Source organism: Castellaniella sp. FW104-7C03, from assembly GCF_040276085.1.
In the GTDB taxonomy this organism is placed as follows: Bacteria; Pseudomonadota; Gammaproteobacteria; order Burkholderiales; family Burkholderiaceae_B; genus Castellaniella.
Genome location: NZ_JBELOK010000001.1, coordinates 304,286 through 320,381, shown reverse-complemented (window position 1 = coordinate 320,381; position 16,096 = coordinate 304,286). Strand labels below are relative to the sequence as shown.

18 protein-coding genes and 3 pseudogenes are annotated in these 16,096 nt (G+C 62.5%); 16 read left to right on the top strand and 5 right to left on the bottom strand.

Translation table 11 applies throughout. The features are described from left to right. Window positions 1–94 precede the first annotated feature (94 nt). From ABS758_RS01450 to ABS758_RS01415, 8 genes and pseudogenes are all read left to right on the top strand, one after another. Complete coding sequence (locus ABS758_RS01450; protein WP_350379897.1) at window positions 95–442, top strand: hypothetical protein; 348 nt, start codon at window positions 95–97, stop codon at window positions 440–442. Window positions 443–613: 171 nt separating this feature from the next. Further along, the gene (locus ABS758_RS01445) at window positions 614–979 is read left to right on the top strand and encodes a hypothetical protein (RefSeq protein WP_350379895.1); all 366 of its coding nucleotides are present in this window, start codon (window positions 614–616) and stop codon (window positions 977–979) included. A 45-nt stretch (window positions 980–1,024) separates the two neighbouring features. After that, complete coding sequence (locus ABS758_RS01440; RefSeq protein WP_350379893.1) at window positions 1,025–1,147, top strand: archaellin/type IV pilin N-terminal domain-containing protein; 123 nt, start codon at window positions 1,025–1,027, stop codon at window positions 1,145–1,147. 74 nt (window positions 1,148–1,221) lie between these two features. Beyond that, entirely contained in the window at window positions 1,222–2,928 is a 1,707-nt protein-coding gene (locus tag ABS758_RS01435) for a multicopper oxidase family protein (protein ID WP_350379891.1), read from the top strand. A 9-nt stretch (window positions 2,929–2,937) separates the two neighbouring features. Beyond that, a complete protein-coding gene (locus ABS758_RS01430; protein WP_350379889.1) occupies window positions 2,938–4,125 on the top strand; it encodes a protein-disulfide reductase DsbD family protein in 1,188 nt (395 codons plus the stop codon). Then, window positions 4,122–4,640 (top strand): protein-disulfide reductase DsbD domain-containing protein, encoded by a 519-nt coding sequence (locus ABS758_RS01425; RefSeq protein WP_350379886.1) that lies wholly within the window; start codon window positions 4,122–4,124, stop codon window positions 4,638–4,640. Before ABS758_RS01430 ends, ABS758_RS01425 begins: the two co-directional genes overlap by 4 nt. A gap of 96 nt (window positions 4,641–4,736) precedes the next feature. Beyond that, entirely contained in the window at window positions 4,737–5,171 is a 435-nt protein-coding gene (locus ABS758_RS01420) for a DUF411 domain-containing protein (RefSeq protein ID WP_350379884.1), read from the top strand. Window positions 5,172–5,269: 98 nt separating this feature from the next. Further along, window positions 5,270–5,446, top strand: a pseudogene (locus ABS758_RS01415) (MotA/TolQ/ExbB proton channel family protein); the annotation flags it as partial. Here the strand turns inward: ABS758_RS01415 and merR are convergent. Continuing rightward, entirely contained in the window at window positions 5,443–5,877 is a 435-nt protein-coding gene (merR, locus tag ABS758_RS01410; RefSeq protein WP_298016066.1) for a mercury resistance transcriptional regulator MerR, read from the bottom strand. The pseudogene ABS758_RS01415 and the gene merR sit on opposite strands and share 4 nt — an antisense overlap. Window positions 5,878–5,948: 71 nt before the next feature. On the opposite strand from merR, the gene merT reads away from it, so the two are divergent. The 6 genes and pseudogenes from merT (at window position 5,949) to ABS758_RS01380 (ending at window position 10,204) form a co-directional block, all read left to right on the top strand. Continuing rightward, complete coding sequence (gene merT / locus ABS758_RS01405; protein WP_298016063.1) at window positions 5,949–6,299, top strand: mercuric ion transporter MerT; 351 nt, start codon at window positions 5,949–5,951, stop codon at window positions 6,297–6,299. Between the two features lie 12 nt (window positions 6,300–6,311). Beyond that, complete coding sequence (gene merP / locus ABS758_RS01400) at window positions 6,312–6,584, top strand: mercury resistance system periplasmic binding protein MerP (protein ID WP_298016061.1); 273 nt, start codon at window positions 6,312–6,314, stop codon at window positions 6,582–6,584. A gap of 30 nt (window positions 6,585–6,614) precedes the next feature. Beyond that, the gene (gene merC, locus ABS758_RS01395) at window positions 6,615–7,037 is read left to right on the top strand and encodes an organomercurial transporter MerC (RefSeq protein ID WP_298016059.1); all 423 of its coding nucleotides are present in this window, start codon (window positions 6,615–6,617) and stop codon (window positions 7,035–7,037) included. Window positions 7,038–7,076: 39 nt separating this feature from the next. Then, the gene (gene merA / locus ABS758_RS01390) at window positions 7,077–8,762 is read left to right on the top strand and encodes a mercury(II) reductase (RefSeq protein WP_298016057.1); all 1,686 of its coding nucleotides are present in this window, start codon (window positions 7,077–7,079) and stop codon (window positions 8,760–8,762) included. A 17-nt stretch (window positions 8,763–8,779) separates the two neighbouring features. After that, window positions 8,780–8,869, top strand: a pseudogene (locus ABS758_RS01385) (transcriptional regulator MerD); the annotation flags it as partial. A 217-nt stretch (window positions 8,870–9,086) separates the two neighbouring features. Further along, window positions 9,087–10,204, top strand: a protein-coding gene (locus ABS758_RS01380; RefSeq protein ID WP_350379879.1) for an IS3 family transposase whose coding sequence is annotated in 2 segments (ribosomal slippage) — window positions 9,087–9,348 and window positions 9,348–10,204 — 1,119 coding nt in all. Because the reading frame shifts where the segments join, the coding sequence is not laid out codon by codon here. Window positions 10,205–10,374: 170 nt separating this feature from the next. On the opposite strand, the pseudogene ABS758_RS01375 reads toward ABS758_RS01380, so the two are convergent. The 4 genes and pseudogenes from ABS758_RS01375 to ABS758_RS01360 form a co-directional block, all read right to left on the bottom strand. Further along, window positions 10,375–10,919, bottom strand: a pseudogene (locus ABS758_RS01375) (transposase); the annotation flags it as partial. Window positions 10,920–11,006: 87 nt separating this feature from the next. Continuing rightward, complete coding sequence (locus ABS758_RS01370; RefSeq protein ID WP_350379975.1) at window positions 11,007–11,588, bottom strand: cysteine dioxygenase family protein; 582 nt, start codon at window positions 11,586–11,588, stop codon at window positions 11,007–11,009. A gap of 89 nt (window positions 11,589–11,677) precedes the next feature. Further along, window positions 11,678–12,400 carry a GntR family transcriptional regulator gene (locus ABS758_RS01365; RefSeq protein WP_350379973.1) on the bottom strand — a complete coding sequence of 241 codons (723 nt, stop codon included), beginning with the start codon at window positions 12,398–12,400 and terminating at the stop codon, window positions 11,678–11,680. Window positions 12,401–12,532: 132 nt separating this feature from the next. Further along, on the bottom strand, window positions 12,533–13,267 hold the full coding sequence (locus ABS758_RS01360) for an FCD domain-containing protein (protein ID WP_350379972.1): 735 nt from the start codon (window positions 13,265–13,267) through the stop codon (window positions 12,533–12,535). A gap of 205 nt (window positions 13,268–13,472) precedes the next feature. On the opposite strand from ABS758_RS01360, the gene ABS758_RS01355 reads away from it, so the two are divergent. Together ABS758_RS01355 and glcE are read left to right on the top strand one after the other, a co-directional pair. Beyond that, the gene (locus ABS758_RS01355; RefSeq protein WP_350380235.1) at window positions 13,473–14,942 is read left to right on the top strand and encodes an FAD-linked oxidase C-terminal domain-containing protein; all 1,470 of its coding nucleotides are present in this window, start codon (window positions 13,473–13,475) and stop codon (window positions 14,940–14,942) included. Next, window positions 14,942–16,096 carry a glycolate oxidase subunit GlcE gene (glcE, locus tag ABS758_RS01350; protein WP_350379970.1) on the top strand — a complete coding sequence of 385 codons (1,155 nt, stop codon included), beginning with the start codon at window positions 14,942–14,944 and terminating at the stop codon, window positions 16,094–16,096. Before ABS758_RS01355 ends, glcE begins: the two co-directional genes overlap by 1 nt.

Here is a 16,096-nt window from a genome sequence, read left to right as displayed (position 1 = left end):
GCTGGTTTGCCTGCAAGAACCCGGCCCCAAAGGGCTTGCCCACATGCTCATGAGAACAAGTCGTACGAAACGCCTCCTTATTGCCCTTGCGGCAATGCTGAGCCTGCTGTTCATGCAGCTGGCTTCGGCGGCGTACGGGTGTTCGCCGACGTTCATGGGTGACGCTGGGTCAACGACCAGTGTGCAGACGGCGTACGCGGACTGCACACAGATCGATGCAGCACTGCCAACCCTGTGCGCAGTACAGGTGAGCGCCAGCAGCAACGTGCCGCTTGTTCACAAACTCAAGGCCTTCCCGCACGCCGCAGGCTTGCGGAGCATTGGCCTTCTTCCTGCCTCTTCTGGCGCCTTCGCTGCAACGCTATCCGTTCAGCCTCCCCCCGGCCTGCTCAGAGCCATCTCGCCGCCGCTGTCTATCCGCGACTGTCGTTTTCTGATCTGACAATCCGCCGCAACACCTAATCGGCAAGCGGTCACCCATAGTCTGCCCCCTGCTGCACGCGTGCCGGCCTAACTGGCTGCGCCCGTCCATGCGTGGGCCGCAACCAGGGAATAGATCCCGAGGGCCTGTTTCAGCTGGCACTCCCGGACATCCAGATCACAAGAGGAACACATGATGAAAACATCTTCGACAACTATCTTCGGCACACCACAACGGTTTGCTCTCAATCACTGGGCAGTTCGCCAAAAATTCTGGCTGGGTGCCGCATCTGGCGCATTTGTCGCAGTGGGCCTGACGGCTGGCTGGGACCGGCTGGCAACCCTTGGAGCGCTCTCCACACTTCTCGCGGTGTTGCCCTGCGCACTCATGATGGGCCTGTGCATGAAGATGATGAAGCACACGGACTCGAACGGCGCATCCTGCTCTGGCGTGCCAGCACAGCGGACAGCTGAGCCTGCCAGCCCTGATCAAGCCGCTCTCCAGGCACCGCAAATAGGACTTTCGGTCCCCCTTATTTTGGAGAAGGACCATGCGTAAGCCAACGAAAGCTCCAGCTGCCCTGGATGAACCCGGAGCGAATCGATGATGGGAAGCAGCGTGACGTGCGGCGGCATGATGGGGTTCATGGGTATCGGCGGGTTACTGGTGCTCGTCCTCCTCGTCCTGTTGATCGCGGTACTCATCAAATATCTGTTCAAGAAATAGAGGGGTGCGGACGGCTGGCATACCCAGATTCTCTGCATCGTTTGATAGCAATAGGCATTGATATAGAGGTCATCATGACAACACATCACTTCATCACCCGCCGCACCTTCCTGGGCTATGCCGGCACGAGCGCTGCAGCGCTTCTCGCTGGCGTGCCATCGGCCGGAGCAGCCGCTACAGCAAACGAAGGGGGCAATGCCTTTGAACCCGATGTCGCCCTGGAACTCACCGCCAAACCGCAAGACGTTGTACTGCGTCCAGGACCCGCAACGCCGGTGTGGACCTACCAGGCTCGCGTGGTGAAAGGCGACCCGGCGAGCGTGCACGCATCCCCCGGTGGGTACCTCGGGCCCACCCTGCGCGTGCGCCGCGGCCAGAAGCTGCGCGTTGACTTCATGAACCACACCGACCAGCCCAGCATCGTCAACTGGCATGGCTTGCATGTGCCGGCCGACATGATGGGGCTGCCGCGCTACGAGGTGGGGCCTGGCGAGCACTACCGCTACGAATTCGAGGTGCGTGACCGCGCTGGCACTTACTGGTATCACGCAATGGCCGTCGGCCACACGCCCGAGCAGGTGTACTTCGGGCTTGCCGGGCTCCTGCTCGTGAGCGACGATGAAGAACAGGCTCTGGCATTGCCCCGTGGCGACTACGATGTGCCGCTCGTCATCCAGGACCGGACCTTCGGAGACAACAACCACCTGCACTACCTGCCCGGCACCGGCCCCGAGGCTGCGCCCGCGCGCGACTCCTCACCCCAAGCGCCCGGAATGGGGGGCGGCATGATGGGCGGCCAGGGCATGATGTCCGGTGGGATGAGCGCCATGATGACCCGCATGATGGGTTTTTTTGGGGACACTATCCTGGTGAACGGCCAGCCCGATGCCCAGCTCAAAGTCGCCACGCACGCCTACCGCCTGCGCGTGCTCAACGCCTCGAACGCCCGTACCTACAAACTTGGCTGGGAAGATGGTCGGCCGCTTACGGTGATAGCAACCGGCGGTGGCCTGCTGGAGCGCCCCGTACAAAAAGATTACGTGATGCTCACCCCCGGCCAGCGCATTGAGCTGTGGGCGGACTTCGGCAAGGACGCAGTGGGCACGCAACTCACGCTCATGAGCCTCGCCTTTGACGGCATGGCGGGCATGATGGAAAGCACGATGGGCGAGGACATGATGGGTGGCGGCATGATGGGTGGCGGCATGATGGGGAACATGATGAGCCGCATGATGAGTGGTTCATCCCTGGCCGACGGCGCACGCTTTCCGATTCTCAAAGTGGCCGTGACACAAAAAGCAGGCGAAGTACTTGAGCTGCCGCAGCACCTTTCCACGCTCACGCGGTTGCGGGCCGAAGATGCCGTGAATCGCGACAACCCCCGGACCTTCCGGGTCACCATGGGGCACATGCAGTGGGGCTTCAATGGCCGCAGCTTCCAGATGAACGAGGTCGCGCCCGACGAAATCGTGAAGCTCGGCACGACCGAAGTCTGGGAGTTCGTCAACAACATGATGATGGCGCACGCCATTCACCTGCACGGCCTGCAGTTCCAGGTGCTGGAACGGCGCAATAGTCCGCAGGGTGCGGGCGTGGTCGAGGGCTGTGTCGACGACGGCTGGGAAGATACCGTGCTCCTGATGCCCAACGAGCGCGTGAGGCTCCTCATGCGTTTTGCAGACTTCACCGGAAGCTATGCCTACCAGTGCCACATGCTGGAGCACGCGGCGATGGGCCTTATGCGTGATTACGAGGTCCAGCCAGCGCAAACGCCAGCGTGAGGCTCCGAAATGTCTTCCTGGCTATTCACCCAGATTCTGCTTGCCGCAGGCGCAGGGCTGCTTTTGAATCTAACGCCCTGCGTGCTACCCGCCGTCCCGCTCAAGGTTCGCGCGGTGCTGAACGCCACAGGCGACCACCTGAAGGTGCGCATCGCATCCGCCGCGCTTTTCACAGCAGGGTCGGTGCTGTTCTTTGCCGCACTGGGCACCGCCACCGCCCTGTTGCAGTGGCAATGGGGGGTGCTGTTTCAATCGCAGGCCGTACTGATTGTTCTTGGTACCGTGTTGACGGCGTTTGCTGCGATGAACTTTCTTGGACGCGGCCTACCTGTCCCAAACGCCGTCGCCACTTTACGCGGGGGAAAATTCCTTGAACCTTTTTTCTCCGGCCTCATTTCGGCGCTACTTTCGACGCCCTGCACGGGTCCCCTCTTGGGCGGCGTCCTGGTATTTGCGCTTGCTCAACCAACGGCCAATATCGTCGCCCTCTTCGTGTCGATCGGCCTCGGGCTTGCACTCCCCTATGTCGTGCTGCTCCTTCGCCCCGGCCTTCTGAAACGCCTGCCGCGTGCGGGAGCCTGGACAGAAGTCATCCGCCAGAGCTTCGGGTGGCTGCTGCTTGCTGCAGCCCTTTTCTACCTTCAAAGCGTCCTCCCGGCTTCGTGGGTGGCACCTCTCTGGACCGCCTTGTTCGCAGGGGTGCTCGCCTGGGCGGCATACCGCTTCTGGCGCGCGGCAGATCGCGGCTCACGCGCGGTGGCGCTATTCGTGAGCGTCATTGCCCTGGCCTCCGCCTACGCCGGGGCAGGCCCGGAGCGGTCCCCCGGCCACACGATCGCCTGGCAACCGCTACGGGCGGCCGATGTTTCCGCACTGCCCACGCTCGGGCGTCCCGCCATCGTGGAATTTACGGCGCAATGGTGCATCAATTGCAAGGTGCTCGAGAAAACCACCTACGAGGACAGCACCGTGGTTCAGGCCGTTGCCCGTTCAGGTGTCGTTGCATTCCAGGCAGACCTGACGCACCCCGACCTGGTGCTCGAGCACCTGCTCGCTTCCTATGGCGGCGTGGGCCTGCCATTTCTCGCTGTTCTTGATCGTGAGGGGCACAAAGTGCAGGATTTTTCCGGCCTGTTCACGAGCGCAAGCCTGGTGAAGGCATTGAAAACGGTAGGACCTCAGGAGAATACGGAATGAAACGCAGCAGCAAACGCAGGGCGGCAACTCTGGGGGTGCTCCTCATCCTTGCAACAGTGGCTGTCCTCTTCGGTTGGCGTCAGTTCTTTGCACCACCTCTCGGGTCTGCTGCTGACAATGCAATAGCAGCCAGCAGCGGTTTGATGGATTCATCGACGCATGTGACCGCCTCTCTCGCCAGGACTGGAGAAGATGGCACCGTCACCCTGCATATCGGCAAGGACTGGCACGTCAACGCCAACCCCGCCTCGCTTGAGAACCTGATCGCCTCGACGGTCATGATCGAACATAACGGCTCGCAACGTGCGGCGCAGGCAACCTACCCGCCCGGAAAGAGCAGCGGCATCACGATCGATGGTACGGATATCCTGGTCTACGAAGACGGCACGGTTATCCCCACAAAAAACCTGGGCAGTGCGCCAGGCGATCGTGTGCTGGTGCGCGTCCAGGCCTGCAACACGCAAGGCATCTGCCTCGCGCCTGCGACGATTGCCGTTTCAGGCGATCAAATTTGAAGCGCCTGGGCCACCCGATCCAACCGCAACGGGGGTTGTTCCCATGACACGCCCCTCTTTGCATCTTTACAACAACCTCTCTACAGGAGCATCACCATGCGTCACTTCAAAACATTGGCTCTCGCACTCGCCCTGGGCTTCCCGCTCTCAGCAGTGGCTGCCGGCATTCCAGTCAAAATGTACAAAAGTCCCAATTGTGGTTGCTGTGACCGATGGGCCCAACATCTTGAAGCCAACGGTTTTACGGTGGAGACCATCAATACGCCAGCCCTTGCCTCAATCAAGGAGAAGTACCACATACCGACCAACCTGGCGGGTTGTCACACCGCGCTGGTAGAGGGCTACGTGGTAGAAGGTCTCGTACCCGCCACGTACATCAAGCAGATACTGGCTGATCACCTCCCCGTAAAGGGTCTCTCCATACCGGGAATGCCTGTGGGCGCCCCTGGCATGGCGGGCACCGCTGCCGGGCCGCTGAATGTCTACGTTCTGGGCACCGGCTCGGCACCCAAGGTCTTTGCTACCTTTTGAAATCGGCGGGCAATGTACACAAACGAGTTATCGTGCAGACTGCACACACTCAGTGGAGTCACCATGAACCCCAAAAAATATGCAGCCGTCGCGTCACTTGGTCTCGCTATCACGCATTGCTGAGCATTGGCATGTCTGATGGCGTGACCATTAACCGCATTGCTGGACTGGTCGGCGAAGCCCTGATTATGACGGGCGTAGGGCTTGCCGTCGCAATTCCGGCGGTGCTGGCCTACAAGGGGTCGTCTCAGAAAATGGAAAATAAAGCACGCTAAGGCTTAGCCGAACCCGTCAGGTTTGCTCCGCCCTGTAGCGACGCGACCAGCGGACAGGAAACATTCCCCTGCCGCGCGTGGCAGGCGCATACCAGATCAGACAGTACGGCCTCCATGCGCGCCAAGTCGACCATCTTCTCGCGCACGTCCTTGAGCTTGTGCTCGGCCAGACTGCTGGCTTCCTCGCAGTGGGTGCCATCGTCGAGCCGCAGCAAATCGGCGATTTCATCCAGGCTGAAGCCCAGCCGCTGGGCCGATTTCACGAATCGCACTCGCGTCACATCCGCTGCGCCATAGCGGCGAATGCTGCCGTATGGCTTATCCGGTTCCGGCAACAGACCCTTGCGCTGATAGAACCGGATGGTCTCCACGTTGACCCCGGCCGCCTTGGCAAAGACGCCAATGGTCAGGTTCTCCAAATTGTTTTCCATATCGCTTGACTCCGTACATGAGTACGGAAGTAAGGTTACGCTATCCAATTCAAATTCGAAAGGACAAGCGCATGTCTGAACCACAAACCGGGCGCGGCGCGCTCTTCGCTGGCGGGCTGGCCGCCATCCTCGCCTCGACCTGCTGCCTCGGGCCGCTTGTCCTGGTCGCCTTGGGATTCAGCGGGGCATGGATCGGCAACCTGACCGTGCTGGAGCCGTATCGCCCGCTTTTCATCGGCGCAGCGCTTGTGGCGTTGTTCTTCGCCTGGCGGCACATCTACCGCCCTGCGCAAGCCTGTAGGCCGGGTGAGGTCTGCGCGATTCCCCAAGTGCGAGCGACCTACAAGCTCATTTTCTGGGTCGTGGCCGTGCTGGTTCTGGTCGCGCTCGGATTTCCCTATGTCATACCATTTTTCTACTGATCGGAGTTCACCATGAAGAAGCTGTTTGCCTCCTTCGCCCTCGCCGCCGTTGTTGCACCTGTGTGGGCCGCTACCCAGACCGTCACGCTGTCCGTACCGGGCATGACGTGCTCGGCATGCCCAATCACCGTCAAGAAGGCGATTTCCAAGGTCAATGGCGTCAGTAAAGTTGCCGTGACCTTCGAGACCCGCGAAGCGGTTGTCACCTTCGATGATGCCAAGACCAGCGTGCAGAAGCTGACCAAGGCAACCGGGGACGCGGGCTATCCCTCCAGCGTCAAGTAGTGAGCCACTGAACCCGACCCTGGGGCGATCATGGGACTGATCACACGCATTGCCGACAAGGCTGGCGCGCTCGGCAGCGTTGTTTCCGCGATGGGCTGCGCCGCCTGTTTTCCGGCCATCGCCAGCTTGGGCACAGCCATCGGCCTCGGCTTTTTACAGGAATACGAAGGCTTGTTCATTTCCACGCTGCTGCCGCTGTTCGCCGTCGTGGCTTTGCTGGCGAATGCACTGGGCTGGCTCAGTCATCGGCAATGGCACCGCAGCCTGCTCGGCATGATCGGGCCAGCCATCGTGTTCGCCGGGACTGTCTGGTTGCTTGGCAACTGGTGGACAGCGCGCCTCATATACACCGGCCTGGCCCTGATGATCGGCGTGTCGATCTGGGACTTGGTTTCGCCGGCAAATCGCCGCTGCGGCTCGGGCGGCTGCGAACTCCCAGCAAAACATAGCTGACGGCGTGAGCCAGCGGCCAACACAGAAAAGGAACGATGAATGATCACCCTCAAAATCACCGGCATGACTTGCGACTCGTGCGCAGTGCATGTCAAGGAAGCCCTGGAGAAAGTGCCAGGCGTGCAGTCGGCGGATGTCTCCTATACCAAGGGCAGCGCCAAGCTCGCCGTCGAGGCCGGCACATCGTCTGACGCGTGGACTACCGCCGTGGCCGGACTCGGTTATCGGGCCACGCTCGCCGACGCGCCCGTGCCTCCGGTGGGCGGCGGCTTGCTCGTCAAGATGCGCGAATGGCTAGGTAGCGGCGACAAGGCTGGTGGTGACGGTGGCGGATTGCATATTGCCGTTATCGGCAGCGGCGGCGCGGCGATGGCGGCGGCGCTGAAGGCCGTCGAGCAAGGCGTGCACGTCACCCTGATCGAGCGCGGCACTATTGGCGGCACCTGCGTCAATATCGGCTGCGTGCCGTCCAAGATCATGATCCGCGCTGCACACATCGCCCACTTGCGCCGAGAAAGCCCGTTCGATGGTGGCATGCCGCCCACACCGCCGACAATCTTGCGCGAGCGGCTGCTGGCCCAGCAGCAGGCGCGCGTCGACGAACTGCGCCACGCCAAATACGAAGGCATCCTGAATGACAATCCCGCCATCTCCGTGCTGCATGGCGAAGCCCGTTTCAAGGACGCACACAGCCTGACCGTGCAACTCAACGGTGGTGGCGAGCGCGTGGTGACTTTCGACCGTTGCCTGATTGCCACCGGCGCGAGTCCGGCCGTTCCGCCGATCCCCGGCCTGAAAGATACACCCTACTGGACTTCCACCGAGGCGCTGGTCAGCGACACCATTCCTGAGCGGCTGGCCGTGATTGGTTCGTCGGTGGTAGCGCTGGAACTGGCGCAGGCGTTCGCCCGACTGGGCAGCAAAGTAACGATCCTTGCACGCAACACCCTGTTCTTCCGGGAAGACCCGGCCATCGGTGAGGCAATCACGGCGGCGTTTCGCGCCGAAGGGATCGAGGTGCTGGAGCACACCCAGGCCAGCCAGGTCGCGCACGAGGGCGGCGAATTCGTGCTCACCACGGCGCACGGCGAGCTGCGTGCCGACAAACTGCTGGTCGCCACCGGTCGCTCGCCCAACACGCGCAGCCTGGCGCTGGACGCGGCAGGCGTCGCGCTCAACCCGCAAGGCGCTATCGTCATCGACGCCGGCATGCGGACCAGCACGCCGGACATCTACGCGGCCGGCGACTGCACGGACCAGCCTCAGTTCGTCTATGTGGCGGCGGCGGCCGGCACCCGTGCGGCGATCAACATGACGGGCGGTGACGCGGCGCTTAACCTTACCGCCATGCCTGCCGTGGTGTTCACCGATCCGCAAGTCGCCACCGTGGGCTACAGCGAGGCAGAGGCTCATCACGACGGGATCGAGACCGACAGTCGCACTTTGACCTTGGACAACGTGCCGCGTGCGCTCGCCAGCTTTGACACACGCGGCTTCATCAAGCTGGTCATCGAGGAAGGTAGCGGACGGCTCATCGGCGTACAGGCGGTGGCCCCGGAAGCGGGCGAACTGATCCAGACGGCGGTACTCGCCATCCGCAACCGGATGACCGTGCAGGAACTGGCCGACCAGTTGTTCCCCTATCTGACGATGGTCGAAGGCTTGAAGCTCGCGGCGCAGACCTTCAACAAGGATGTGAAGCAACTATCCTGCTGCGCCGGGTAAGGAAAAGGAGGTGTTCGATGAACTCCTACACGGTATCCCGGCTGGCTCTTGAGGCCGGGGGGAGCGTGCATATCGTGCGCGACTACCTGCTGCGCGGGTTGCTGCGGCTGGCATGGTCACAGAGGATGGAGTCTGAAATGGCTTTCGGAAGTTCTGACTCAAAAGGTCCGAACACCGCGATGTCCGAGCTTCAGCCTGATGTGCAGGCGTAAAGCGCCTGGGCTTTGCGAGCCAACCCTGGGGAAGATTTGCCGTCGTAGGATCCCCCTCAGAGTAGACATCAGCCAGTAGAATTTCGGAGCCTCCTTTCCATCGGAGACTCCCTTGAAGAAAAGCAGATTTACCGAAAGCCAGATTGTTGCGGTGCTCAAAGAAGGCGAAGCCGGCATCCCGGTCGTCGAGTTGTGCCGCAAGCACGGCATCAGCAGCGCCACGTACTACCAGTGGAAGAGCAAGTACTCGGGCGTGCAGGTGTCCGAGTTGCAGCGCCTGCGTGAACTTGAGGCGGAGAACGCCAAGCTCAAACGCATGTACGCGGATCTGGCCCTGGAGAACTCAGCCATCAAGGATGTGCTGAACCGAAAATCCTGACGCCGTCAGCCAGGCGCGAGGTCGTCGAGCAGTTGGTGCAATCGAAGCTCTCGATCACACGTGCCTGTCAGATTGCTGGCCTATCGCGGGCGGCGTATTACAAGAGGCCAATTCCGGCAGAGCAGCGCGATGCCGAGGTCATTGATGCGCTCAATGCCATCGTGACCCGGCATGGGCGCTGGGGATTCTGGAAGTGCTTCACACGGCTGCGGCTCGATGGCCATTGCTGGAACAAAAAGCGGGTTCACCGGGTGTACTGCGAGATGGGATTGAATTTGCCTCGACGCTGCAAGAAACGGCTGACTGACCGGCACCGTCAGCCGCTGGACCATTCCCTGGAGCCAAATCGCTGCTGGGCATTGGACTTCATGCACGATGCCTTGTATTGCGGCCGACGCTTCCGGACGTTGAACGTGATCGACGAGGCCAACCGGGAGTGCCTAGCCATCGAGGTTGGCACATCCATCCCTTCAGCGCGCCTGATCCGCGTGCTCAATCGCCTGATCAATTGCTATGGGGCTCCTGAGGCCATACGGCTGGACAACGGGCCGGAGATGGTCTCGCTGGCGTTCACCGAATGGGCTGCTGCCCGGGGCATCGCCGTGCGTTATATCCAGCCCGGAAAACCGAATCAGAATGCGTTCATCGAGCGCTTCAACAAGACGTATCGCACGGAGGTGCTCGACGCTCACCTGTTTGCCAATCTGCAGCAGGTGCAGGCCATCACCGAACAATGGCTAATCGATTACAACGAATACCGCCCACATGAATCACTGGGCGACATCCCGCCGGTGCAGTTTATGCCCCGGCTACCCCTTGCTCCGAATCTCTACCAGCCGTCGTCTACTTGACGGGGGACCCTACGCCGTTGCCTGCACCACGCCAAAAATTACCAACTTTATTTGCACGAAATCATGCCTGTTCCAGACAGACACTTCGAAAATTTACCAACTTTATTAATTCCAGACTTTTCAGTCGTAACGTATTTGCTAGGGTTCGAGACGTAAAATTTACTAACTTTATTTAGATACCACACCCGGTAGATGCGATAGACCCGTTTGTGATTCCATGTGAACCCCTTGATGTTGCGCAGGTATGCAAAGCACAGCCCAAAACCCCAGTTGCGCTGGGCCGTGGTCAAACGGATCAGCCAGTCGGCGATCACGTCATTTTCCTCGGACAGTTTGGCCTGGTAGTGGTAGCAGCTCTCGCTGATGCCCGCCGCTGCACACACAATGCGGATGCTGACTCGCCTATGCTCCAAGACCTTGCGCGCCGCCTCTTTGCGTCGAGACGGCGCTACCATTTTTTTGTGATGATCTCTCGGGCGATCTCCGCCTTCAGGCGCTCTTCGGCATACATCTTCTTGAGCTGCCGGTTCTCGGCTTCGAGCTCCTTCAGGCGCGCCATCATCGAGGTGTCCATGCCGCCGTACTTGGCGCGCCACTTGTAGAAGGTGGCGCTGCTCATGCCGTGTTCCCGGCAAAGCTGCGGCACCGGCGCGCCTGCCTCGGCTTGCTTGAGGATCGCCATGATCTGGCTGTCGGTGTAGCGTGATGTTTTCATTGCAGATTTCCTTATTGAGGAAATTCTACTCAAACTCACTGCGGTTTAAAGGGATGATTACCCCCGCCTGACTGCGCCGGCAGCGGCTCAGGCCTGCCAGAGGTTGGGCACCTGCGCGTTCGAGTAGCCCGAGACGAAGGACTTTTGCGCGCCGGTGGCCGGGTCGTAGACGCTGCGCCGGATGCGACCGATGTTGCCGCCGTAGAGGTGGATGCTGATCGAGACCTGGTCTTGATGGGCGTTGCTGACCCGGTGGACATCGCCCAGCGTGGGCGACACACAGGTGATTTCCCCGGGGTGCAGGACGCTTTCCTCGCCCTGTGCCACGAAGCGGCCCTGGGCGTCGGTGCCGAAGGGCTGCGAGAGCTCTTCGCCGCGCAGCATGCCGATCACGCCCCAGACCGTGTGGTTGTGGATGGGCGTGTGCTGGCCCGGCCCCCAGACGAAGCTCACAAGCGAGAACCGGTCCAGCGGGTCGCCGTACAGCAGGTACTGACGGTAGTGGATGGGGTCGGATTGCGCCATTTCAGGCGGCAGCCAGTCGTCGTGGGCTACCAGGTCGCGGATGACGCCGCCCGCCTGCTGCAGCACCAGCGTCTCGTCGGGCCCGGTTTGCTGGGCCAGTTGAGTGAGTTTTTGCACCGCGTCCAACAGCCTTTCCGTTGCCATGTGAGAGCCTCTTGAGTCGAAGGAGTAGACGCAGGCGCCCTCACGTACCTCTGGCTGACGACGGGCGTGCTGCGCCGGGGAATTCAGCCTCAGGACAACAGGGTTGCGTGCGTGAACTCTTCGATGTTGTCGATCAGGCGGTCCAGGCAATCGGCCGCGGCCTGCTCTTCGCCGTCGGCAATGGCCTGGGCGATGGCGGCGTGCAGCCGCGCGATTTCGGGCAGGTCGGCCGTTTGCTTATAGTGAATGTACCAGAAGCGGCGCGACAGCCCCTGCATCAGGCGCATGGCGCCCTCGGCAAATTCGTTGCGGGCGGCGATCAGGCTGAGCTCGTTGAACTCGCGGTCGGCGCGCATGAAGCGCAAGCCGTCGTCGGCCTTGGAGGCGGCCAGAAAGGTTTCGGCCACGCGCGCGAAGCCCGCGCGTTCCTCGATCGTGGCGCTGTGGGCCGCGCTGCGGCAGATCAGGCGCTCGACCTCGCGGCGCGTTTTGAGCAGCTTGAGCTGCTTGCGGGTATCGACGTGGGGAATCAGCAGGCCGCGTTGCGGCAAAATGAAGATGAGGTGTTCACGCGCCAGCCGTTGAATGGCTTCCCGGATGGGGGTGCGGCCGATGCCGGTCATGTCGCTGAGCATTTGTTCAGAGACCGCGGTGCCCGGCGCGAGCTTCAGAGTGACGATGGCCTCTTCGATTTGTGAGTAGGCTTGTTCCGTCAGGCTGGGCTTGGACTGGCGCTGCTTGGTCACGGAGGAGGGACTGGATTCTTCAGTGACGCGGGGCATGGCCTTTTTTATTTCAGTGAGGTTTGACATGGATATGGCTCCGCCGTGACGTGGTCTGGCTTCTAATATATGACTGATATATTTTTAACCATTGTATGCGATTATGGATCACTTTGAATAGTGGTGTATTTCAGTCAACTTTACTGCGCACGGCGGGCCTCGTTATACCAAAGCCCTGCTTGCGGTGTGCTTAATGAAGGCCAGGTGCGTGTGCACGGCTTCCTGGGCTTTGTCCGGGTCGTGCAGCGCGACGGCATCGAGAATGACCCGATGCTGTTCGATCAGGCTCTCGAGCGCGCCCTCGCTGCGCTGGATGGCCTGGTAGCTTTGAATGACGGTGCTGCGCAGCAGGTCGCCGATGGCGTGCACGGTGTGAATCAGCGCGACGTTATGGGTGGCCTCGGCCAGCGCCAGGTGAAATTGTGCATCCAGAGCCGCAAGCTCGTCCACTGCCTCTGTGTTCTGGTGGCGCGCAAAGGCGGCTTCCAGCGCCTCGGTGGCCTTCAGCAGCCGCTGCAGGTCGGCCTCGGTGGCGCGGGTGGCCGCCAGGCGCACCGCCATGGCTTCCAGCACTTCGCGCATCTCGAGCATGTCTTCGGCCGCCTGGGGGTGGTGCGCCATCAATTGTTCCAGCGGGTCGGCAATGCGCACCGCGCTGGCGTTGGCGATGCGGTAGCCGCCGCCCGCGCGCCCCTCGATCAGCTGGCGGGATTCCAGCTTGAGCAGCGCTTCGCGCAGCGGCGGGCGCGAGACGCCCAGCTGCTGGGCGAGCTCGCGTTCCGAGGGCAGGGCCTGGCCGGGGCGCAGCACGCCTTCGGCCACCATGCCTTCGAGCTGATCGTAGACGATGTCGGACAAACGGGTGCGTACGGGCGGGGTAACGGGAGTGAATACCATGGCAGACAATGCAGTTCCTTATGGCTATAATCATACGGTATTCTGGTGTACTGGTATACCAAGCCTGTCAGGCGGCTTGCCGGGCACCTCTCATTGACCTACCGATGGGGCTTGGCGCCCTGTCTCTTGGACCGGAGACCCTATGTCGACCGATGCCGTGTACGAGCAGAGCCCAGATGTGCAACTGCAGGAAAGCCAGGCCCCCATGGGCAAGGCGCCGGAAGATCCGCAAGCCTTGTTTCAGGCCCTGCGGGCGGTCGTGCCCGGCTGCCGGCTGCTGACCGAGCGCGAGGACCTGGCCCCGTATGAATGCGACGGGCTGGCCGCCTACCGCCAGCTGCCCCTGGCCGTGGCCCTGCCCGAAACCGAAGCACAGGTGCAGGCCATTTTGCAGTTTTGCTATGCGCGCCAGATTCCGGTGGTGCCGCGAGGCTCGGGCACGGGTCTGTCGGGCGGGGCCTTGCCGCGCACCGATGGCATCGTGCTGTCGCTGGCGCGCTTCAACCGCATTTTGAAGGTCGACCCCGTCACCCGCACGGCCACCGTGCAGCCGGGGGTGCGTAACCTGGCCGTTTCCGAGGCCGCGGCGCCCTACGGCCTGTACTACGCCCCCGACCCGTCCTCGCAAATTGCCTGCAGCATCGGCGGCAACGTGTCGGAAAATTCCGGCGGCGTGCACTGCCTGAAGTACGGGCTCACCGTCAACAACGTGTTGCGCGTGCGGGCCTTCAACGTGCAGGGCGAAATGGTCGAATTTGGCTCGCTGGCCCCCGATGCGCCGGGGCTGGACCTGCTGGGCGTGTATATCGGCAGCGAGGGCATGTTTGCCGTGGCCGTGGAAATCACCGTGAAGCTCATTCCCAGCCCGCAGCTGGCGCAGGTCATCATGGCCAGCTTCGACTCGGTGGAGAAGGGGGGCGATGCCGTGGCGGCCATCATTGCGGCTGGCATCATTCCCGCCGGGCTCGAAATGATGGACAAGCCGGCCACGCGCGCCGTCGAGGAATTCGTTCACGCCGGCTACGATCTCGATGCCGCCGCCATCCTGCTGTGCGAGTCGGACGGCACCACCGAAGAGGTGGCCGAAGAGATCGAGCACATGAGCCGCGTGCTGCGCGAGGCGGGCGCCACGCGCCTGCAGGTGTCGCGCGACGATGCCGAGCGGCTGCGGTTCTGGTCGGGGCGCAAGAACGCCTTCCCGGCGGCCGGGCGCCTGTCGCCCGACTACTACTGCATGGACGGCACCATCCCGCGCCGCCACATCGGCACGCTGCTCAAGCGCATCTCCGAGATGGAAGGGCGCTATGAGCTGCGCTGCATCAACGTGTTTCACGCGGGCGACGGCAACATGCACCCGCTCATCCTCTTCAATGGCGAAAACGTGGAGGAGTGGCATCGCGCCGAGAAATTCGGCGCCGACATTCTAGAGACCTGTGTAAGCCTGGGGGGCACCGTCACCGGCGAACACGGCGTGGGAGTGGAAAAGATCAACTCCATGTGCGTGCAGTTCAGCCCCGACGAGCGCGACGCCTTCTTTGCCGTCAAGCACGCGTTCGACCCCACGGGCCGGCTCAATCCGGGGAAGAACATTCCCACGCGGGCCCGCTGCGCCGAATACGGCAAGATGCACATTCATCGCGGCCAGCTGCCGCATCCGGAATTGCCGAGGTTCTGATGGCTGAAGACAAGATCCAGCAAGAGGGCGGCGTGGCCCGCTCCAACGCCAGCGCGATCGTGACCCAATGGCGCGAGCGGGTGACCGATGCCACGGCCCATGGCAAGCCGCTCAGGCTGCGCGGGGGCGGCACGAAAGACTGGTATGGCGAGGCGCTGGTGGGCGACCTGTTCGACACGCGGGAGTACGCCGGCATCGTGGCCTACGACCCCGCCGAGCTGGTGATCACGGCCCGTTGCGGCACGCCGCTGGCCGAGATCGAGGCCGCCCTGGCGGCCAACCAGCAAATCCTGCCCTTCGAGCCGCCGCACTTTGGCGAGGGCGCCACCTTTGGCGGCTGTGTGGCCGCCGGCCTGGCCGGTCCGCGCCGCGCCTACGTGGGCGCGCCGCGCGACTTCATGCTGGGCGCCGTGCTGCTGGAAGGCCATGGCAAGGTGTTGAACTTTGGCGGCCAGGTCATGAAGAACGTGGCGGGCTACGACGTGGCGCGCCTGATGGCCGGGTCCCTGGGTACCCTGGGCGTGGTGCTGGAAGCGTCGGTGAAGGTGCTGCCTCGCCCCACGGCGGGCTGCACGCTGCGGTTTTCCCTGGACCAGGCGCACGCCCTGAGCCAGATGGATACCTGGGCGGGGCAGGCACTGCCTCTTTCGGCCAGCGCCTGGTACGACGGCGTGCTCACGCTGCGCCTGGACGGCGCGCAGGCCGCGGTTCAGGCCGCGCAGCAGCGCCTGGGCGGTGAGCGCCTGGACGATGCGCAGGCGGCGGCCTTCTGGCAATCCCTGCGCGAGCGTAGCCACCCGTTTTTCACTACCCGCTCGGCGGCGCGCGACTTGTGGCGCGTTGCCTTGCCGGCGGCCACGCCCCCGCTGTCGTGGGCCTCGGACGAGGGCCGCGTCGATGTCGATGAAACGCTGATCGAATGGGGCGGCATGCAGCGCTGGCTGCGCGTGATGCCGGCGCGCGGCGCGGCGGTGCGCGCCGCCGCCGTGCAGGCGGGCGGCCACGCCACCCTGATGCGGCGCGGCGAAGGGGCGGGCACGGACAGTACGTTCACGCCCCTGGCTCCGGCGCTGGCGGCCATTCACCAAGGCCTGAAAAACGCCTTCGATCCCGCCCGTATCTTTAATCGCAGCAGAATGTATCCGGACTTCTAA